Source organism: Pseudoalteromonas rubra, from assembly GCF_001482385.1.
Taxonomy (GTDB): domain Bacteria; phylum Pseudomonadota; class Gammaproteobacteria; order Enterobacterales; family Alteromonadaceae; genus Pseudoalteromonas; species Pseudoalteromonas ardens.
Genome location: NZ_CP013611.1, coordinates 2,432,356 through 2,453,197, shown reverse-complemented (window position 1 = coordinate 2,453,197; position 20,842 = coordinate 2,432,356). Strand labels below are relative to the sequence as shown.

Genomic DNA, 20,842 nt, shown 5'->3' with positions numbered 1-20,842 from the left:
TGCAGAGAGCCCATGCTTGGGCTCTCTCAAGGAGTGATAAGCTCGTCGAGCAAGCTCAGAAAGTTGCACCACCATCAATAGTGATGATCTGCATGGTCGTGTGAGAAGACAGCTTTGATGCCAAAAATACTACGCTATCTGCAATTTCTTCAGCAGTGGCCAGTTTCTTAAGTGGTATACCAAGCTTATATTGCGGTGCGAAGCCCTCTATAACACGTTGTGCGCCTTGCTCATCCTGCCACATGCCAGTTTGCATTGGAGTCAGCGTTGAACCAGGCGCGATCACGTTGCAGCGAACGCCAAAGTTCGCAAGCTCTAATCCTGCACTCAGGGTCAGCTGAGTCACAGCGGCTTTTGAAGCACAATAGGCTGCCATTTGCTGGCGCGGTGTATGCGCTGCATTCGAGCCAACCGTGACAATTGCACCTCGTTTAAGTGCTTTAAGGTGCGGTGTACAGGCGCGAATGAATGTGAATACAGCACCTGCATTCACATTTTGACAGTGTTGCCATTGTGTCAGAGACAGTTGCTCTACATTGCCCAACTCTAAAACGCCAGCCACATTGATAAGGTTATATGGCGCAAGCCCCTGAGACAGAAGTTCACTTAAGATGGTGTCGAGTTGTGCCAAATCTGCCAAGTCGCAATGCACAGCCTTGTATAATGCCTCGGTATCACTAAACTGTCGGTCAAAGCCGATAACCTTAGCGCCCAGTGCAGCAAAACGCTGGGCAGTAGCGAGGCCGATACCCTGGCCTACTCCGCTTATCCAGACAACTTTATCCTGATACTCTTGATTCAACCTGGCATCATAAGACATTGTCAAACGCTCCCGATATGGCAGAAACGACACTGTCTAGTGTTTGCTTTGGATGCTGTGACCAGTAGTGTGCGGCTTTGAAAATTGCCGCCTGTATCTGTTGTTGTTGTGGGTTTGAGTATCGAGCCACATTGGCATCAACATCCAGTTTAGCTGGTTGATCCTGTAACAGGTGCCATTGCAACATAATATCATCGGTCGTGCCTGCACTGAGAATGTGAGAATGGCTAACAACCCCTCCATATTTTGGACTGCTGGTGAAGGGTAACAAATTAACGGTAGGACCGAATATCGCTGTACCTTTACCTTGCTGCTGACGAGCTCGTTTGAGTTCTTCAACTCGATATGTTTGCAGTGCTTTCAGTGCTTTGATGCCCTGGTTGATGACCCGGCAACACTGGCTGAGTGTCATGTCTGTTGCCAGCTCCAATGGCAATGGCATGACATTACTCTGTACACAGGGCGTGCTCAGCTCGTGTTGATGCTGACGATTCATCATAATAAGGCCCAGAGTAATGTGGTATTGCGATGTTTTAGCCACCAGTGCTGCACTGACGGCAGCGAGCAGGATTTCAGCATGGCCTGCCTGACACAAAGAGGCCGCAGACATTACAGTGTGCCAATCTGTATGGGTAAACGCCTGGCTCATACGTCTGTTCGGTGCCGTGACGTCGTCTTTGCTATTACTAAAACTGAGCGGAGTGGGCACGCCGTCTAACCAATCATTGAGTGTCGCTCTGGCGACTTGCTGCCTCGCCAGATAGGCTTCGCTGTTATGCAAGGCTAGCAGGTCTTGTTGCTGGCCAAATGGCAGTTTGGGTAGCGACTTACCTTTTTGTAGTGCATTGTAACTGCGGTTAAGTGCCTGCGTGAATAAACCAAACCCGTAGCCATCTAATAACAAGTGGTGACCAACCAGAAATAATAAATCCTGTTCGGGTGTACGTACTAACATGAGCTTTAAAAGCGCTTCCTGATCCAACACAAATGATCTTGCCATTGCTGGTGTCACAAATTGCTCTGCATATACAGGAATATCCTCAGGCTGGCTGTCAAGCTGCATGACCTCTATGGTTGGCACGTCGGCGTTTGGTTTCAGCTGAGGTGTAAAGGCGTTGTCATGCACAAAGCGACAACTCAGACAATTACTACTTTGCCACACATGGGAAAATGCCTGTTGCAGCATAGCTGCTGAAATCTTACCTTTAAACTCAATACACTCGGCCACATTAAACAGTGCTCCACGTCCGCTGATGGTGTGCAGCAGCCACATCGCTTGCTGGGAGTCAGTTAACGGCAATGCCTGTGACATCAGTCTTCCTTACGCTCTTCAAGCAATTCAACCCAGGCGGCCAATGTTGGGATCTGAGCCAATTCAATAAAGTTGGTCTCGATACCTTGTTGCTGCCACAGGGCGATGAGATTCATCACCTGTACGGAATCCAGGCCGTAGTCGATGAGGCTTTCATGTTCATCAAATTCATCCTCCTCACAGTCAATCAGCGGCAGAATATGTGCTTTGAGGCCTTCCAATGTGGTGATGTCCTGAGTTTCTTCTCCCAGGATCTCTGCGACAGTAGCCACTTTACCGCAGCGTCCAGCCACAAAGTTCAGTGCCATCATGTGCTCATCACGGCTGAAATCGGCAATCGCATCGGCAATTACAAATGGCTGAATGTCACGCATGAAGGCATCCACGGCGGTGGTCATCACCCCGATATGGCCATAGATACCGACTATCATCAGCTGGTCACGGCTACTTGCACGTAGTTGTTCTTCAAAGTCGCATTTCTGAAAGGCACTGTAACGCCATTTAGTCAGAACGATGTCCTGCTCGCCTGGTGCCAGCGCATCGACAATCGGCTGTTGCGCCGGATCTTGCAGGCCCGGGCCCCACATATCGCTCAATAGTCCGCGTTCATGCTGGCCCTGCTTGATTGGCTGAGCGGTGTAATAGACCGGAATGCCCTGGTCGTAACAGAACTGCTTGAGGCGCTGAATGTGGTTTATCATGGTTTCAATCAGCGGGTTATTATCACCGTAGTAACCGACAAAATAGTGCTGAACATCGTGGATCAGCAGAGCGGCACGGTTTGCATCGAGCTGCCAGTCAACGCGGTTTTCAGGTAACTCCGCGGCGCGGGGTAACGGATAATGGGATAGCTTGGGAATACTCATCGTGTTTTTGCTTCTTTTATTAATCAGGCCTGGCCGTCGAACGTGGCACGCAGGGCTTTTTTATCGACTTTACCTACCGCAGTCAGGGGCAGGTCGGTTACAAACTGGAACTTATCGGGAACTTTGAAATCGGCGATCCCCAGCTGACGCAGGTATTTGCGCAGTTGCAATGGGGTGAGCTTTTCAGTGGCCACCACAAAGGCACAACTTTTCTCGCCCAGCGTGGCATCGGGCATTGAGACAATGGCAACTTGCTCGATGTGCTGATGGCCCAACAAATGGTTTTCTACTTCTTCAGCCGCAATCTTCTCACCGCCACGGTTGATCTGATCTTTATCTCGTCCGACTACAATCAGGTGGCCAGAAGGCAGTTGCCTGACCAAATCGCCGGAGGCATAAAACCCCTCTGCATCAAATGCACTGGCGTTATGCTGAGGTGACTTGTAGTAGCCCCGGAAGGTATACGGGCCGCGGGTCATGAGTCTGCCGGCTTCACCTTGGGCGACTGGCTGGCCGTGTTCATCAACGACTTTGACCTCATCGTCCGGGCTGATGGGACGTCCCTGGGTCGTCAGCACCAGCTCGTCATCATCGTCATGACGGGTGTAGTTCACCAGACCTTCTGCCATGCCAAACACTTGCTGTAGTTGGGCACCCAGCACCGGCCTGACCTGCTCGGCCACGGTGCGGCTGAGCTTAGCACCACCAACCTGGATCAGTGTCAAACTGCTCAGGTCATGGTCGCTGTGTGGTGCATGTTGCAACCACAGCTGGAGTGCAGGTGGTACCAGCGCGGTGTGGGTTATGGCAAAGCGTTCAATCAAGGCAAAGCAGTTACTTGGACTGGGGTCTGAAGCCAGGATCACTGAGCCGCCGGCTGCAAATACGCCCAGTGCGCCGGGTGAGCTGAGTGGGAAGTTATGGGGGGCTGGCAGGGCACACAAATAACGGGTATCGCCATGCAGCTGACAAATATCCCGGCTGGCAACAACAGAATACAGGTAATCGTTGTGGGTGCGCGGGATCAGTTTCGGGGTGCCGGTGCTGCCGCCAGAGAGCTGGAAAAAGGCCACATCTTCTGGATTGAGATCAGGTGCTCGGAAGCCGCGTGGTTGCAAATACGCTTGCTTCAGCTCGCTGTTGCCCTTGCTGTGGTCAACCATGATGTGGTTGATACAGGCAAAGCGATTGTATAGCTCCTGAGAGAAGGATTCGTCAGCAAACAAAGACTGAGCAGACGAAACCAGCAGCAGCTTAGGCTGCAGGATCTCACAATAACTTTGTAACTCCGTGCGCTGGTGGTTAAACAGCGCACAAACCGGGGCCACGCCAAGTTTAAGCAGTGCAAAGTAACTGATATAAAACTCCACACAGTTGGGCAGTTGAACCAGCGCGGTATCGCCTTGCTGTAACCCCTGACTGGCCAGGTGGGCTGCGAGGTTGGTGCTATAGTCATCGAGCTGCTGATAGCTCAGTTGCCGGTTGGCATCCGCCACAGCAATGCCTTGTCCATTGTGCACCAGTTGGTCGTCTAGAATACTGGTAAGCGGTTTATCCTGCCAGTAGCCCTGGGCGCGATAGTGGGCGGCCAGCTCTTCAGGCCACGGGGTATATTCAATACTCATAGTGTGTGTTTCGTTGCTAAGTGATAGGCATGCTGTACGTCTAGCGCATTCAGCATAGTGTTTAATTTGGCCTCGGTTTCCAGCCACTCTGAACTGGGGTCTGAGGCAGCCACAATACCGGCACCGGCAAACAAGGTCGCCAGATTGGCTTGCAAGTAACCACAGCGGATCACCACCACCCATTCGCCATTGCCCTGGTTGTCACACCAGCCAACGATCCCTGAGAATAAGCCACGGCCGTGACCTTCCAGCGTGTCGATGTGCTGATACGCCAATGCTGTGGGTTTACCACACAGCGCCGGCGTGGGATGGAGGCGGTTTGCCAGCGCGATTGCGGGCTGTTGTGGTGTTGTGAGTGTGCCTTCTATAACTGTTGAAAGATGCCACATGGTGGCAGTGCTAAGTAGATCTGGTTGCTCCGGTATGTGTAATTCGGAGCACAGCGGGCCAAGGACCTGTGCCATATCCTGCAATACAACAGCATGTTCGTAGCGGTCTTTTTTCGATGTGAACAAGGTTGAGCGGCGCTGTGCTTCGACGCTGGGGCAAGGGTCCCGGGGGATTGAACCTGCCAGCGGGTTACTAAAAATTTGTCCTTCAGACTTGCGTAATAACAGCTCAGGGCTTACGCCCATTAATACCCCAGCTTCTTGCTCGGTATCTGCATCATGCAACTGGCTGGGGATCGAAAAGTGGTAACCACTAGGGCTTTGTGCCAGTAATTGAGCGAGTACACCAACCTGATCCAGTGGCTGCTCAAACTGTAAGTCAACTTGCTTACTGAGTACGATTTTATCCAGTTCACCGTCGGCAAATAATGCTTTGGCATCGCGTACGGTTTGCTCAAAGTGTGTTCGGTCTTGTTTGTAGTGTACTGACTGTAACCGATTGGGTTTCTGAGCACTCGTATGCTGTGCACTCAGACACTGTGCGAAGAGTTGTTTATCCAGCGTGCTGACCTGCTCCGGGATGATAAACTGAGCCTGCTGTTGCTTACAAAACGGTACCACTCCGAAGGCGATGGCGTGACCATCATTTTCCTCGGCTTCGTCGTCTAACACTTGCTGCAAGTGGCTTGCCAGGCTATCAGTCTCGCTAATAGGGAGTGTAAAACGTCGGGTTACTCCGCGACTAACCAGGCAGTTTTGCCCGGAAACAAACAAACAGTCTTGCTCAGGCCGGAATTCCCCCAGCTCCAGAGCTTGTGGGACATCGGATAGTTGACCAGCATGCATGCGATTTATTCCTCGTATTCATCAAATCCTGTCAGTGAGAAGCAACTTGCCACTGATTGAATGTGTTCAAGACGTATTATTGCGATAAAGATTTAGCAACTGATGTACGCTTGATCATATGCTGAGGCAGTTTTGGGCAATCATCGCAGTAGCCTTTGACCGGGTGTTCGTGCATCAGACAGCAATCTCCCCTTACACGTATTGCACCAACGTCAAAGCTTTTCTGGTGTGCTTTAAATAATGGGTTTTGCTTTGAACGCCATTGTTTGGTGTGCAATAGCCAATGCACATCCTGGTTTAACTGAGCCGGGTTAGGTAAATGTTCAGCAATTGTTTTGCTAAGGTGATTTAGGCGGTATACGAGGCTACTCCACAATACACGTTCCGGAATACCAAACTGTGCGCTCAGATATTGGTGTAAAGGGGCAAAATGTTCGAATATCACGTCATGATATCTGTCGTCGGTGTTGCCGGGGGGCGTGTTAACTTCTCCACAGTGTGCCAGCATGAGTCGCTGGCTTGTTAGGCACAGTCTGACCGAACCGGTACTAAGAGGTAGAGGCCGAAATAACAAGCTATGGCTCAACAGTACAGATGGCATGATCCTTATCGTATAAAACATATGCCAGATAGATGCTTGTGCCCGGCCGTTTGATATCCCTTGTGAACTTGCCCAGGCTGTGACCGATTGGGCGAGTAGCCCGCTCTCACCTAAACACTGCGTCAGTGTCGGTTCTGTCTGAGACTGAGACAATGTCATCGCAGCGCCATATTCGCTAAAGGGCCCCTGAAAAAATGGCTGCAGTGTCGGTAGCAAAAGAACCTCGTTTTTACTTGCTGTTTAATAGACATAATTTAGACGTTTGAGGGGTGAATTTTTTTACTTTTAGATCGTCAAGCCATATAAGTAAATTCGCGTTAGCAAATGAGAGAATCACAGTGCTTGCAAAATTGATCCAAAATACCTGGTGGCGATTTATCGCGACCGCCTTCAGTAGCATTCTGTTTGGTGTAATAAGCGTGTCTTTGGTCGCGCTGATCAACGAGATAATTAATGGCACACAGGAATCCCGGGTTGAACAGTTCACACTGTTTGCGATCCTGGCTTGTCTGGGGGTTGTATTGCAGCTGGTGTCACGCATACTTGCAGAGCAGTTGAGTGAACTGAGTCAAGCAACGGTGCGCCAGCAAGTGGCCGAGCATGTTATAGGTGCCCGTTTTAGCCATGTCGAAGCACAGGGGGCCGGTAAGATCAAGTCATGCCTGACCGAGCATAGCCTCCGCGTTGCCGAGTTTTTTCAGGGACTGCCCAATATTTTGAGTAATGGCATGATAGTGCTGGGGAGTTTTGTTTATATGGCCTGGCTGGACTGGCAGGTTTTTGTGTTTGCAATGCTAACTTTGATATTAGGTTCTGTAGGATATAGTTTGGCTAATGCCACCGCATTTAGAAAAGTTTCTGAAGCTGCCAGTATTCAGGATGCGCTCTATGAGCAGTTTGACGCAATTTATGCAGGTGCAAAAGAACTCAAATTACACCGTGAAAAGCGCTCGGCTTTTTTAAATCAAGTGATTGGGGATACCATCACTCTGCTACAGAAGCGTCGTGTACAAGGGGCAAGCATCTATCATTATGCTGCATCTTGGGGTGGATTCAGTGTCTTTGCTTTTATTGGTGGTGCACTTTTTTATTTGTCCGGGCAGGCTGAAGATACCGGCAAGGTGATGTCTGGTTTTGCGCTTCTTTTCTTATACATGTTGACACCATTGGAAGTGATGTTAGGTGCTATACCTAAAGCTGCGGCCGCAAAGGCATCTGCCAATACGATTGCCACGCTGACGGAAGAAATGGCATTAATGCCGCATAGCGACGAGGCAATGACAGCCTTTGATCAGCTGACGCTAAAAGACATCAGTCATGGTTACTATCATGAACAGAGCGATGAAGTATTTGCGCTGACACCTATTAATCTCACTTTGGGCAAAGGTGAGCTGGTGTATTTAGTTGGTGGAAACGGCAGCGGTAAGACGACTTTTGCGAAGCTGCTATGCGGTTTATATGAAGCACAGGAAGGTCAAATTCAGGTTGATGGTAAGACCCTTGAGAGTCAGCAGTTTGATGACTATCGTCAGTTATTTAGTACGGTTTTCAGTGATTTTTACCTCTTTGATCGAGTTTTAGGTTGTGAGGGGCAAGCGTTGGAAGACAAAGGCAATGCCTTGATCCGCAAGCTCAACCTGCATCATAAAGTGGCCATTAAAGACGGCGCGTTTACCACGCAGAAGCTGTCACAAGGACAGCGCAAACGACTGGCGTTGGTGGTGGCTTACATGGAAGACAGACCGTTTTATATCTTTGATGAATGGGCGGCAGATCAGGATCCGGTCTTTAAAGACGTCTTTTATCGCGAGCTGCTGCCAGAGCTTAGCGCTCAAGGTAAAACCGTGCTGGTGATCACCCATGATGACAAGTATTTTGACCTGGCCGACAGACTACTGAAAATGGACAACGGGTGTCTCAGCGAACCGGCCAGAGTATCTCCTCCTGGCGTGTCAAAACAGCAAACGGCGCTGGCTTAACGGCCAGCGCGCAGGCAGCACTCGGTCAGGACCAACTCATCGTTGAGTTGATAATACACACTGATTTGGGTGCCCTGTGGCAGAGTTTCATGGAGTGTCTCTGTGAGCGTAAAATGCAATTGGTTGTGACTGAAGTCGTTTAAGCAGGCGGCTTCAAAGCCAAAAAAGCGTTGTACAACCGGATACAGCGCTTTAAAAATACTCTCCTTAGCGGAGAAGATCAGGGTGAGCGGGGAAGTCTGTTCCTGGCTCAGTTGCTCAAATGCAGCCTGTTCTTCCTTTGCCAGGATCTGCTTTTGTAACTCCTGTTCTTGCTTATCTGTCATTTTTCTTTCCAGATCGATGCCTAATCCCAGTACTGAAGGATCATCACTGACCATGGCCATGGCCAGCTCCTGAGTATGGGTAATGGTGCCCTGAATGCCATCTGGCCATACAGGGGCACGACTGTCTGCACTGGCGACTATGGTATGCGGTAGTCCCAGCGTTTTGAGTGCCTGACTGGCACAGTGACGCCCAGCGAGATATTCCGCTTTACGTTTGGCGACAGCTCGGCTGAGTTTATCCGGTAATGGTTGCGTATAACGGGCAAAATCGCTGTCCTGATACGCGGCAATGCGAAAAGCACTGCTGTGACTGACGAATGGCAGCTGGGGTGTAAATAGTTCGACTGGTGTTAACGACATACGACTCCCTCAATTAGTGCCAGCCAGTTTACCGATATAGAGAAAGGTTGCAAGCACACTCAGGGGCAAAAGCCGGGAATAAAATTAAGCACGCTACGGTTATTTTGGGTTGGGCACACAAGGTATGCCAGGCAATACCCGATATTCGCCAGTTTTAGGATAAAACAAGACGCATTGCTCGCCACGTATTTGCAGTTCGAAGCCCGTCACGCCGCCTTCTCTGCTGCCCAGGATGGGTTGCCCATAGGCATCGCGTATATTGCCTTTTTCGAGGAACAAGGTGGAGCGCTGCATAAACACATTATTGGCCAGCTTAGGTGCCTTGCCGCCCTTAAGGGCGACGATGGCGTGTTGTATTTCACGGATCATGTCCGGTGTGGTTTGCTCAATTAAAGCTGCATACACAGGCGCTGCTTTGCTGTATTGGCAGCCGCTGAGCAACAGGGTCAGTAACGTGGCAAACCATCCCGAACATTTCATCATTACTGTCCTTTCAATGTAGAGTGGATCGCGCCATCACGCAGTGGTCTGAACGGCAGCGTCACAGTGTTATGCTCACCCGCCAGCTCATTATCATCTGGTTTGGCGGAGACGCCCGTCGCTTCATTGACCAGGCAGGTGCCGGTTGCGCTATGATGCAGTGCGGTGGCCAGTAGCTGCTCGTCTTCGTCACCTAAAGCACGGCTCAAATCATCACTCACCTGACAGCCTGGTACTCTTCCATCTAATCCGGTTTCGCCGTTTATCTGGCTGGCTGGTGTTGGCGTAAAGCCATTGGCATAGTCACCAAAGCCTTTTTCATTGGCTGATTTTGACTGAATGGTGTAATACACCATGCCGCAGTTAGGGGCTGGTAAGAAACCGTAGGGTTTACCGCGTGTAGTGGTGCCTATCTGGATCACCTCAATATCAATACCGCGCAAGCCATTGATCACCATTTCACTGGCAGAGGCGGTGTCGTCGGTGGTCAGTATGTATACTTTAGAAAGACTCAGGCTGGGCAGCGTGGTGTCGTTAAGAAATACATCCCGGGTCCAGTCTATCCGGCGAGGCTCGAAAGTATATATCCGGTTTTCACTCTGGCGCTTATCATTGTAGGTTGTGACGCCGAAATTGCGGCTGAGTGAACTATCACCGGCGATCATATAACCAAGCTGTGCTGCACTGTGGATAAGTCCACCACCGTTATAGCGCATATCCAGCACCAGCTCATTGACACCTCTGTTAATAAAGGTATCAAACGCAGCGATCAGGGGCTCCTGTGCCGTTGGAATAAACTGGTTAAACTGCACATACCCTACGGTTTTGTTTCCGTGTGATATGATTTTTGTATGTTGCACCGGTGTTTGTTCAAAGTCGGCGGCGGTCATAGAGGCCGATTTTTCTTCGCCCTCGACAGAACGAAAAGTAAAGGTGTAGGCTTTTGGATCACTGGGGAATAGCGCTTCATTGAATAATGTGACGTTATCGCCGTCCACAAAATCCTCGCCGTCGATGTTGATCAGACGATCGCCTCTGCTCAGCCCAGTGGCCGCAGCTGGCGAGTTTGGCTCGATATAAGCAATGGTAAAGTTACGGTTCGGTGAGGACGTTTTACTAGCAGACCAGTGAATACCATAGCTGGTGGTTACACCGGACTGTTGCTCTTTTTGATATTCTTCGTAGGTATTAGAAAAATGAAACCGATCTTTCAGCGACCCATCCGGATTGCGTTGGGTGGTCTTTAGCTGGTCAAAATAATCAGCCACTGTGCTGAAGTCCTGCGGATTGTTGTCAGCAAGCTCGTCGTACCATAAGTAGGTTTCATGGCTGAATGAGCGGAGCCACATTTTTTCATGCATAACCGTCCCGGCTCTGTCCGGAAAAGGCTGGTTATTGTTAAGTTCATCCTGACCGGTGCGTGGGTTGGCGCAGTAGTTGATGAAGTTGGTGGCAGGTGGAAACACACCAGCCTGCCAGTTGGGTTCTGTGCTGCTGCCACCTGAGTCTGAGCCGTTATTATTGTTATCTGGCGTTGTCACAGTACCTGAATCACCGCCATTGCCGCTCTCTGTACCGCCACCACCGCATCCTGAGAGCGCAGTGAGGGTTAAAGCCAATCCGATGGCAAGGTATAAGTTGCTGAATTGCATCATGGTTTTGTCCTATATATTCATTGCGCTAAAAACTATCAACACTGTTTCTACAATACAATAGATAGACCGGTTTGACTGTTAATTAATGTCAACAGCAGAAAAAACAATCAATTTAACCCATTTTTGAGTATAGAGTAGGTACCTGGTTGCGCAATTTGTTGCTCATGTCTGCTAGGGCGAAGAGGGGCTGTCAGAGTTCTGAGACTTGCGCAAAGTCGCCCGCCAGGCGGGTAAGTAAGTTAACAGAAGCAGCCCCAGGCAGATAATATTCATTAGCAGGTTCAGATAGAAAACGGATTGAAATGCGGCAGTCCCCGACAGCGCCTGGATCCCTTGTTCTATCCTGCTGTATTCTCTGCTCGTGGCATCTAGGTTCAAGTAGCCTGTTGACGCCATTGCATTGCCAGCGGATTGCCACAGCTGGTCTGAAGCAATGTGCTTGCCACGTTCATATAACAAGCTAAATAGCATTACACCCAGCGCCCCCCCTATTTGTCGGGCAAAGTTGATCATGCTTGAACCATAAGCCAGCATAGGTCCTTCAAGGTGCCTGAGCGAACTCACATATAAGCTGGGAAGCATCACTGACATACCAATGCGTGACAGGGATGTGGCCACCACAATGGCAATAATCGCACTTGAAACATCTTGTTTTGCGGTGAGCCAGATGGCGTATGCATTGATCAGCAGACCACACAAAATAATTTCTCTGGGTGGGAAGCGATCGGATAACCAGCCTGAAAAAGGCGCCATAAAGGCCATGATAAGACCCGGAATGAGCAGGGCTTCGCCAGCCTGACGGGCACTGAGTCCTCTGATCTCAAGCAAGTAAAGAGGTACTATTAAGATGGAACTAAAGAGAAAAATACCCAGCACGCAGATCACCACAATGTTGACGCTAAACACGGTGTCCCTAAACAGTGCGAAATTGACCAGTGGCTGAGCGGTCTTTTTTTCATAAAAATAGAACATGAGCGCCAGCAGAGCACTGACGCCGCAGCTTAATGCAAACTCAGTGGCATACACACCGACCTCTTCAACCAGTTGTAAACTGATGAAAAAGCCAGACAGTACGCCAGTCAGAATACACAAACCCGCCCAGTCGTAACCGTAAGCTGCCTGCAGTGGTTTATCGGGATTTAAAAAGATCAGTGCACATAGTAGGGACAGGGCTGCCATCGGAATTTGAAACGCAAACAGGCCACGCCACGACATGAAATCGATTAAATAACCGCCGATAACCGGACCAAGCGCAGGGGCTAACAGCATAATCGCGCCAAAAAAGCCCATCGCAATGCCCATTTTTTCTCTGGCAAAAATGCGCCCCAATATGATAGTAGCCAGTGGGGCCTGCAATCCGGCCGCAAACCCCTGCAAGGCACGGCCGCACAACAAGCTGAACAGGCCATCTGCTAAAGCCCCGATCAGTGAGCCTGAGATCATGATGATGAAACTGACGATATACGTGTATCTGCAACCAATGCGATTCACCAAGTCCGCGGTTAATAGCATCGCAATTGTCATCACCACCATGTACAACGATACGGTCCAGTGCGCTTCACTCAGGTCCATGGCCAGCTCCCCCATCACCTGCACAAATGCGACCTCGATGGTGGTGCTGCTGAGTAAGGTTGAAAAGCTGCCGAGTCCAACCGTAAAAATACATGCAACGGTTTGCCTGTTAAACATAAGGGTCCTTTACAGTGGAATTATCACGGTACTCATCATGCCCGGTGCGACCATGGCTGAGGTGGTGTTATCTAATTTGATATCCAGCGTGAACCTTTGTTTTACTCTGACAAAATCGCTGCTCATTTGACTGGTGGGGATCAGCGCGAGTTTGTCATTGCTGACTGATGCAATCCGGGTGATCACCCCCGAAATCGTCTGCCCGGGTTGATAGCTTAACTGGACTTCGACTTGTTGCCCCAGATGCACTTTGCCAAGGTCACTTTCCAGAATGTTGGCCTCGACTTTCAGGCTGTTGAGATCATGCATCATGTACAGACGCTGGCCTTCTTCGACATATTCACCATGACGGACAAAGACTTCATCAATCACGCCATCAAATGGTGCCGAAGAGGTTAATTTTTCCAATTGATATTCAAGCAGTGCGCGTTGTGCCTGGGCGGCTTGCTTTTGATTCTCTAACCGGGAAATCTCATGCAAGATTAAGTCGGCCTGGCGCTTCTCATTGCTGAGTAAGGCCTGATTGACGGCGTGTTCTGCAATTCTCGCTTGATGAATATCTATGTCTAATAACGCCTGCTGAAGTGCTGACTGGGCGGTGATTTTATCCTGTCTGGAGACAGCCGCTGTGGTTGCCAGATCCTGAATATTGTCGGTTTTCTCCATTTGTAAGCGGGTGCTTTCTTGTTTGAGTGCCAGTTCCCGGTTGAGCAGTTCCTGTTGCCAGATAAACTGCGTTGCTTGCTCTTTGTTGTTGGCAATGGCGACCTCATAGCGTTGCTGGTTGAGTTGTTTTTCGGCTTCAATCTGAGCGATTTCAGCGTCAGCAACCTGTAACTGCAAGCGGATTTCCCGCGCGTCCAGAGCGATGATCTGCTGGCCTTTGGGCACCCGCTCTGAGCGCAGTGCCGCATCTGCCATCACGATGCGACCATCACTTTCACTGCGGATGGTGATCAGATCCGCACTGACCCGGGCATTGTCTATAGTCAGGTAGAGTCGGCTGTATGCAACGGCCCAGACTGTGGTTGTGGTGATCAGGATAAAAATAAACATCGCAATGGCTTTATTGCGTTTGGAGAGACTACTCACGACTCGGATTCCATATTGCTAAAATAGTGTTGAAGTCGGTTTTTGACGGTTTGACTGGCAGCATAGTGATAGGCACAGGCCTTAAACTGTGGGTAGTATGCTTTATGCGTCCCGATATAGACTGCCAGCCATGCCTGAAACTCTTGCTGTTGCATGACGGCGGTTTCCAGCCGCGCACAAAGCAGGGTTTTTACTTCCTCATTGGGTTCAAAGCCGCGTGCGATGAACTGTAAAATCCTGATACAGACCACATTGTCGTGGGCCAGCCGCTGTGCAGACATGACAAAAGATAAGCGACGATGTTTGAGATCAGACAAGCCCTGCTTTGAAGGGTCGAGAATGTGCCCGCTGTCACAGCAATAGTAGAGCGCATTGACGGCGAAGTCCCGTGACAGGACATCAGCTTGCAGGCGTGTGATAGCGGTGGTTGCTGACTGGCTCACGTCATGCTGGTGTGACTGAGATAGACCGACTTTGGGCGGTACGGGCATGGTGAAGGCGGCTTCGCGTAGTATATTAATGTCTAATTTGTACTCTGAGCCGAGCACAGTCACTAACCCAAAATCTGGGTCAGTGAGCAGTTGATGGGGCTGAAATATACCAAGGCAAAACGCATACAGGTCGGCAAAGCTGGTGTTTACAGACAGATCAATGTCTTGTGCTTGCTGGCCTTCAACCCAGTCTCTGGGTGCACCGCCTGAGATAAACACCGACCAGTTCAGTGATTGCATGTGTGCGATGATCTCGCCAATCGTAGCCGGACTTGCCTGGTCGATGCGCTGTGTCATTGCAGTGCGGATCAAATGCTGGTGCTGCTCTGGCAGGGTGTAGTGATCATACATAGTCATAGCGTCACTGGGTTACAGCTGGGCACAGCAAACAGGGTGATAGCCTTCCAGGGTGTGGCGTCCGCCAAGGCTGGGCAGTTCAAGCAAAAAGCCGGCACCCACGACACGTGCACCCAGTTGTTCACACAGCTTGATGGCAGCCAGACACGTCCCGCCCGTACCCAACACATCATCAATCAGCAGAATATGGTCATTCTGGTCAATGTCGTCTTTGTGAATGTGCAGACTGTTGTGTGCATATTCACTGCTGTAATCGGTGCTGATGGTTTCACGCGGTAGTTTGCCGGGCTTTCGGATCGGCACAAATTTTAAATTCAATCGGTCGGCCACCATCGCGCCAATGATAAAACCCAGTGCGTCAATGGCTGCTACACAGTTTACTTTGCCCCGGAAGTGTTCGGTGAGCTGTGTGATGGCGCGGTCTCTTTCATTGGCGTTACTCAACAACGACGTAATATCATGAAATTTAATGCCTGGTTTTGGGTGGTCCTGCACGATGGCAATGTGTTGTGAGATCATAGTAATTCTTCCTTATTAAGCGTGGAGTTAAGTGATAGCAGCTCTAAAATTGTACGCAGTGCCGCGGGGTCAGCACCGAGCAACTGCACAACCTGGTCTAAAATTGAGGCTTCCGCCGGGCGCATGGGGATCAGCGCTTTGGCCGTTTTAATGTAAGACAGTGCATGGGCACGATGACGAATGGTATTGCGCGCCTCGGGATACAGCCACTTTAGCGGTGCGGCCAGTGCTTGCAAGCGGTTTGAGGGGGAGAGCTCAAGTACCCCACTGTCTTGCTCTGCGCGGATAAATACGGAGTGCTCGACTTCTGATGCCGAGTGTTCATAGAGCTTATTCAGGGCCAATATCACAAGCTGACCGGTTTCAATGGGGGCATTTAACCGGTAGGTTTTGCCATCTTGCGCGCTGGTGAGGGTTTGCTCTGCCAGATAGTAGTGGCTGAGTTGTTCTGCGATGGCTTCGACCAGATCATCCGGGGTTGTAAATGGCTCAGTTACCAGGGTGTCGTAGAGATGCCTGGTCAGGCAGGTGTAGACAAACCCGTCGGCGACAATTTGACTGTCCAGGTCACGTTTTCCCGGCAGAGAAATCATATTGCGAAACTGCTTGTTGGTGATCTTGGCACTCAAGTCATGATAATAGCAACCGTATAAGGTGGGCTTACACAGGGTGCTGACCAGGTGTGCAAAATCATGCAGATCATACACCACCTCATCACCCAGCCGCTTTACCTGCTCGCTGTGTCTGTAAAATGCGTCATCGCGATAGTACAGCACCTGTTCTTTGCTGAGCTGAAACTGGTTTGGTGCAATCATCTGCGCACACGCGGCTTTACTAGGCCAGCTAAAGACAAAGTGATTGATGGTCAGGTTGTAAATGGTATTGAGTAGTTGTCGCTGTGACAAAACCTGGTAAACCTCATCGATCTGCTGGCTCTTTGTTGTGATTGTCGCCAACCGTGCGGAGACTTCACGTCGCGAAGCAAAAAAGATCATGCCATAACGGTGGGCGATAAAGGCAAGCTGAAATATTTCCCGGGAGTGTCTCCATAACTTTGCAATTGGCTCAGGTAGCTTGGGCAGTGCATGCTGTTCAAAGCAGTCATGCCAGCTTTGCCAGAATAGCGATTTGACGAAATGGTTATGCTTCAGCACTCTGTCAGCTTGATTTACAAACGGCAGCTTAGCGGGGCTATAATCAAACATGCTGTCCCCCTAATTCCAACTGTTGGGTGAGTTCCTCAAAGTGAGTGCAATACCAGGTCGGCTGCATCGCCAGGGCTGCTTCATCATCGCCAAAGCCATGGGTCAGATAGGCGCTGTCGGCACCGATAGCATGAGCAAATGCCAGATCTGCTGTGGTGTCGCCAATATGCAATATGTGCTCGGGTTTAATGCCTGGGTAAGCCGGGCGAATCACTTGCTCATAGACATCCGGTTGCGGCTTGCCTGCTATGCCGACGCGTTCTCCTATCACATCGTCAAAGAGCGACGTGAATGCATACTGCTGTACGAAGGCATTCAGTGCGGCTTCGCCCTTATTGCTGACGATCAGGCACTGTGCACCGGCTTGTCTGAATGCCGTGATGGTGTCTCTGGCATGAGGAAATGGTACTTGTAACTGATGGGGTTCCTGATTGTACAGCGCCCGATATTGACGGCACAGTGCATCCAGCTCAGCGGCAGACAGAGGGTGTTGATGTAACCGGGCAATCACCGATTTAAGCGGGGTACCCACGGATAACTGCGCGTCTATGTGTGCCTGTTCAGTACCGGGAAATAGTTGCTGAAGTGTGCTGATAATGGCAGGTGCGGTGTCACATAAGGTACCATCAAAGTCGAACGTGACTAGCTTATAGGTTTTCAAAAGCTCTCTCCCTGATGATGTTAATTAATGCTTGCTCCGGGCAGGCCAGGTTAAGCGTCAGATCGGCAGCCTGATTGAGTTGCGGGTGCGACCCTATACAGACGCCCACTTGTGCTTGCTTGATCAGGTGCAGGTCGTTTGAATCATTACCAAAGGCGATGCTATTGAGCGGGTCGATATTGAGCTGCTGAAACAGGTTGGATTTGCAACATCCGGTTGGAGAGATATCAAAAAAGTCGACGCCAGCATAAGGGTAGACCGTGATCCCAAGTCGCTCAGCATCTCTATTCAGCAGTTCAATGAGCTGCGTATCAAACACCTGAATTTTATTGATACCCTGGGCCAGTGCCGCTTGCTGGGAGATTTTGGGTGCTTTGTAACTCCCCTGAGTGTACTCAAAAAAGGGGTGGCTGGTGCGACTCAGATAAAATCCCTGCGCACAATCCAGAATATAAGGCGCATCCAGATCCTCGAGTAAATGTATCAAGCGGATGCAGGTGTTCTTACCGAGGTGTTGTTTAGCATAAACTTTGTGTTGCTTAAACAGTAAAGCCCCGTTGGTACAAGAGATAGTATTGTTGCGTAGCTCAGTTGGCAGTACCTGTAATACATCTCGAAACGGCCTGGCAGTGGCAAAGATCACGTCGCTGTCGTCGCTCAATTCGAGCAGCGCATCGGTCAACGCCGTACTGACGGGTTGGTTGTTAAAGGCGATTGTACCGTCAATGTCAAACAGCCAATGTTTGGCTTTTATTTCACTAAACATAATGCGTTCTCTTAAGGTTAAGAACGCGACAAGGCCGCTGCGGCGTCGGTATGTTTATAATATACGGCTAGATCAAGCGCGGTTTCCTGTGCGTCTGTCAGCGCGTTTTGATCAGCGCCAAGTGAAAGTAACAGCGTGACTGCGTCGGCATGGCCTTCCACTGCGGCTTCATGCAAAGGGGTACGTGCACTAAATGAAGGCACATCCGGGTTGTTGGTTCTGGCTTCTAAATCGGCGCCCAGCGAGAGTAAAGTATGGATAGCATCAAGCTGTCCAAAGGTGGCTGCTTTATGTAGCGCGGTACTGCCGTTGCCAGTCGCAGCCTCAAGTGCGCTGCCTTTGGCGACCAGAGCGTCGATGACCGCACACTGCCCCTGAATCGCTGCATAATGTAAGGGGGAGTACCCTTTTTCGTCTTGCACATTGACTACTGTGCTGTCTGCCTGCAAAAGTGTGGTTAGCTGAGTCCATTGTTGCTGTTGTGCTAGTTCTAAAATTTCCTTGTTCATTCCAACCTCGTCTCTAAGAGTTTTATCGTTATGTTTTATGATCTGGGGTGACGGCGCGGGACTAGTTATCCGCGCCGCTTTTTGCTTATTGATATGAAAGTTTTTCTAACAGTTCTTGTGCCAGTGGCAGAGAAGCCGCTGACAACAGGGAGTCGCGTTGTAATAACCGATCCTGGTTGCCATGTAAGTCCATGACCACAGCACCGGCTTCTCGCAAACAGATAATCAGCGCGGCGCTGTCCCAGGGCTTCATGATGGTGTCGATGGCGGCATCGACTCGGCCGCAGGCGACCTGAACATGTTGAATGCAATCACCTGACAGTTTAAATAGTCGTGCTTCCTGAAATACGTTATCGATCCGCCACGGATACTTGCCATTTTCAAGCCACAGGCTGGTGCCATGAATACCCGATGCGGTGATCACCGCCTCTTTGACTGAGGTGACCGGATCCTCAATTGAGACTCTGGTGGCGGCTTGATAAGGTGTTTCAATAAAACAGCCATGCCCCTTAGCGGCGTAGCACACCTCATTGATCCCAGGTAACGCCACACACCCTAATACGGGTTCGCCCTTATCAATCAGGCTGATCAGTGAGCCATAAATTGGCACACCCAACCGGTACCAGGCAGTGCCATCAATGGGATCGATGAGCCAATAAGTGTCGTGTGTCTCCATCCCTGATACACCCAGCTCTTCACCAAACACCGGTATATTGTAATCAAGGGATTTAAGCGCCAGGCTAATGAACTCCTCAACATTAATATCCACTTTACTGACAAACGTGTTATCACTTTTCATAGAGAACTCAGCATTGAGCTTAGATTTCTCTATTATTTGTGCAGCTTCCTTTGCAATTTTCACTACTTCATCAAGTAAATCAGTAAGATTCATTTTTTGTCCCAATTTGATTTGTCATGTTGTACACAATCAAGGTCAAAGCCAGTGATGAGTACAGGATAAATTTATAAGTGCTTAAGTCCTGATGGTATAAATGAAACCCGATGATCATGCCTAAAATAGGGGACATAATCTGATACAAAGACAACACGTTGAAGCTCACCTTTTTACTTGCACTCACAAATAAAGTGAGCGGTAAAAGGGTAATAAGGCCCAGCATTAATAGCATTGCCCAGTCATTTAATTTCACACTTTCTAAAAAGCCAAAATCAATGAAGAACCACAATAAACAACACAGGGGCAGCATCGCTTTAGTTTCATTAAATAACCCTGTTAACGGATCGATGTTATGCTTTTTATGCCACAGTAAATACAGCACAAATGGTATTGAGATCAGCAGGCCTATAAATGGAAAATTGCCGCTAATATAGAACTCAAGAAAAACGATAAAGAGGGAGAGTGAGAAAAAGAACCAATCCTTTTTCTGATTACTTTCGCCGTTAAAAATACTCACTGACAGCAATAAAATAGGGAGTAAAAGATAGGCATAGCTTGCCTCTATTACATAACCCGACTTTATTGCTACGGCATATCCACCCCAATTCAGCATTAATAATAATGCGGGGAGCAGGTTTAGCTTTAAGCTAAAGCGCTGCGTTTCCTCTGCTCTCATCACTTTTAGATACAAACCCAGCAATATAAAGGTGCTGATAATTTGTGCCAGCAAGAAGAAAAGCGGGGGGTACTCGCCAGAGAAATAAAAATATAAAGGCAGAGAACCCCAAATGATGTTTGCGGATATACCTTGTAAATGGTATTTAAGCATGGTCTTTATAGGTCTCTAGTTCGAGTGTTTTCTCGACCATTCTGTGGATCGCCGGATCGTCGGTGAGTGTTTTCACCTGATCGAGTGGTATCCATTGCAACTGTGTCGATTCTGCATTTTTAATTGCTTTTGCCTGCGCCGGGGCAACAAAGTAGCAGGTCACATCATAGTGCGGATGCTGCGGTATTCCTTTGTATTCCGGGATATCGTGAATATCGATGTCGAGCACAAAGGTGTTTGCTGATGACAGTGAGGTGATGCCGCTTTCTTCGGTTGCTTCTCGTAAGCAGGCATCAATAAAAGAGCAGTCCTCTGGCTCAATGTGTCCACCAAGCTGAAACCACTTGCCAATTTTGGCATGCTGAGTGAGCAACACGTGTTGGCGGTCATGCGACAAGACCCAGGCAGAAGCGGTAAAATGTCCTGCCTGATTGCTACTATAAATGGGGTCGTCACTGCTTTTCAGGAATGACAACATGTGCTCCCGATACTGCGCCTCTATCTCGTATGTAGTCGCGTAGTTTTCCAACAAACCCTGTAATTCATTGATTGTATTTTCTTTGTTCATGA

At 49.5% G+C, this 20,842-nt stretch carries 21 protein-coding genes; 1 reads left to right on the top strand and 20 read right to left on the bottom strand.

The window, feature by feature from the left end; translation table 11 throughout:
- Window positions 1–55: 55 nt before the first annotated feature.
- From dhbA to fhuF, 6 genes are all read right to left on the bottom strand, one after another.
- On the bottom strand, window positions 56–820 hold the full coding sequence (dhbA, locus tag AT705_RS10865; RefSeq protein WP_058796606.1) for a 2,3-dihydro-2,3-dihydroxybenzoate dehydrogenase: 765 nt from the start codon (window positions 818–820) through the stop codon (window positions 56–58).
- Window positions 810–2,132, bottom strand: a complete 1,323-nt coding sequence (locus tag AT705_RS10860; RefSeq protein WP_058796605.1) for a condensation domain-containing protein — start codon at window positions 2,130–2,132, stop codon at window positions 810–812. The genes dhbA and AT705_RS10860 overlap by 11 nt, the downstream gene beginning before the upstream one ends.
- Entirely contained in the window at window positions 2,132–2,998 is an 867-nt protein-coding gene (locus AT705_RS10855; protein ID WP_058796604.1) for an isochorismatase family protein, read from the bottom strand. The genes AT705_RS10860 and AT705_RS10855 overlap by 1 nt, the downstream gene beginning before the upstream one ends.
- A 23-nt stretch (window positions 2,999–3,021) precedes the next feature.
- Window positions 3,022–4,623, bottom strand: coding sequence for a (2,3-dihydroxybenzoyl)adenylate synthase (locus AT705_RS10850; protein WP_058796603.1), 1,602 nt, complete (start codon window positions 4,621–4,623; stop codon window positions 3,022–3,024).
- Window positions 4,620–5,858, bottom strand: a complete 1,239-nt coding sequence (locus tag AT705_RS10845; RefSeq protein ID WP_058796602.1) for an isochorismate synthase — start codon at window positions 5,856–5,858, stop codon at window positions 4,620–4,622. Before AT705_RS10845 ends, AT705_RS10850 begins: the two co-directional genes overlap by 4 nt.
- Before the next feature lie 76 nt (window positions 5,859–5,934).
- On the bottom strand, window positions 5,935–6,675 hold the full coding sequence (gene fhuF, locus AT705_RS24895) for a siderophore-iron reductase FhuF (RefSeq protein WP_157576740.1): 741 nt from the start codon (window positions 6,673–6,675) through the stop codon (window positions 5,935–5,937).
- A gap of 122 nt (window positions 6,676–6,797) precedes the next feature.
- Here fhuF and AT705_RS10835 point away from each other — a divergent pair, with 122 nt between their 5' ends.
- Window positions 6,798–8,438, top strand: coding sequence for a cyclic peptide export ABC transporter (locus tag AT705_RS10835; RefSeq protein WP_058796600.1), 1,641 nt, complete (start codon window positions 6,798–6,800; stop codon window positions 8,436–8,438).
- Here the strand turns inward: AT705_RS10835 and AT705_RS10830 are convergent.
- The 14 genes from AT705_RS10830 to AT705_RS10765 form a co-directional block, all read right to left on the bottom strand.
- Window positions 8,435–9,124 (bottom strand): 4'-phosphopantetheinyl transferase family protein, encoded by a 690-nt coding sequence (locus AT705_RS10830; protein ID WP_058796599.1) that lies wholly within the window; start codon window positions 9,122–9,124, stop codon window positions 8,435–8,437. The genes AT705_RS10835 and AT705_RS10830 overlap by 4 nt on opposite strands.
- A 99-nt stretch (window positions 9,125–9,223) precedes the next feature.
- Window positions 9,224–9,607 (bottom strand): hypothetical protein, encoded by a 384-nt coding sequence (locus tag AT705_RS10825; RefSeq protein ID WP_157576738.1) that lies wholly within the window; start codon window positions 9,605–9,607, stop codon window positions 9,224–9,226.
- Window positions 9,607–11,259 (bottom strand): S41 family peptidase, encoded by a 1,653-nt coding sequence (locus tag AT705_RS10820; RefSeq protein WP_058796597.1) that lies wholly within the window; start codon window positions 11,257–11,259, stop codon window positions 9,607–9,609. The genes AT705_RS10825 and AT705_RS10820 overlap by 1 nt, the downstream gene beginning before the upstream one ends.
- A 171-nt stretch (window positions 11,260–11,430) precedes the next feature.
- Entirely contained in the window at window positions 11,431–12,948 is a 1,518-nt protein-coding gene (locus AT705_RS10815) for a DHA2 family efflux MFS transporter permease subunit (RefSeq protein WP_058796596.1), read from the bottom strand.
- A 9-nt stretch (window positions 12,949–12,957) separates the two neighbouring features.
- On the bottom strand, window positions 12,958–14,040 hold the full coding sequence (locus AT705_RS10810; protein ID WP_058796595.1) for an HlyD family secretion protein: 1,083 nt from the start codon (window positions 14,038–14,040) through the stop codon (window positions 12,958–12,960).
- The gene (locus tag AT705_RS10805) at window positions 14,037–14,888 is read right to left on the bottom strand and encodes a hypothetical protein (RefSeq protein ID WP_082668971.1); all 852 of its coding nucleotides are present in this window, start codon (window positions 14,886–14,888) and stop codon (window positions 14,037–14,039) included. Before AT705_RS10805 ends, AT705_RS10810 begins: the two co-directional genes overlap by 4 nt.
- 12 nt (window positions 14,889–14,900) lie before the next feature.
- A complete protein-coding gene (locus AT705_RS10800) occupies window positions 14,901–15,407 on the bottom strand; it encodes an adenine phosphoribosyltransferase (protein WP_058796593.1) in 507 nt (168 codons plus the stop codon).
- Window positions 15,404–16,612: a hypothetical protein gene (locus AT705_RS10795; RefSeq protein ID WP_058796592.1), complete on the bottom strand. Its 1,209-nt coding sequence runs from the start codon at window positions 16,610–16,612 to the stop codon at window positions 15,404–15,406. Before AT705_RS10795 ends, AT705_RS10800 begins: the two co-directional genes overlap by 4 nt.
- Window positions 16,605–17,273 (bottom strand): HAD family hydrolase, encoded by a 669-nt coding sequence (locus AT705_RS10790; protein WP_058796591.1) that lies wholly within the window; start codon window positions 17,271–17,273, stop codon window positions 16,605–16,607. Before AT705_RS10790 ends, AT705_RS10795 begins: the two co-directional genes overlap by 8 nt.
- Window positions 17,260–18,039: an HAD hydrolase family protein gene (locus AT705_RS10785; RefSeq protein ID WP_058796590.1), complete on the bottom strand. Its 780-nt coding sequence runs from the start codon at window positions 18,037–18,039 to the stop codon at window positions 17,260–17,262. Before AT705_RS10785 ends, AT705_RS10790 begins: the two co-directional genes overlap by 14 nt.
- A 17-nt stretch (window positions 18,040–18,056) precedes the next feature.
- Window positions 18,057–18,548: an ankyrin repeat domain-containing protein gene (locus tag AT705_RS10780; protein ID WP_058796589.1), complete on the bottom strand. Its 492-nt coding sequence runs from the start codon at window positions 18,546–18,548 to the stop codon at window positions 18,057–18,059.
- Between the two features lie 85 nt (window positions 18,549–18,633).
- Complete coding sequence (locus AT705_RS10775; RefSeq protein WP_058796588.1) at window positions 18,634–19,440, bottom strand: inositol monophosphatase family protein; 807 nt, start codon at window positions 19,438–19,440, stop codon at window positions 18,634–18,636.
- Window positions 19,427–20,272 carry a hypothetical protein gene (locus AT705_RS10770; protein ID WP_058796587.1) on the bottom strand — a complete coding sequence of 282 codons (846 nt, stop codon included), beginning with the start codon at window positions 20,270–20,272 and terminating at the stop codon, window positions 19,427–19,429. The genes AT705_RS10775 and AT705_RS10770 overlap by 14 nt, the downstream gene beginning before the upstream one ends.
- Entirely contained in the window at window positions 20,265–20,840 is a 576-nt protein-coding gene (locus AT705_RS10765; protein ID WP_058796586.1) for an NUDIX hydrolase, read from the bottom strand. The genes AT705_RS10770 and AT705_RS10765 overlap by 8 nt, the downstream gene beginning before the upstream one ends.
- Between the last annotated feature and the right edge of the window lie 2 nt (window positions 20,841–20,842).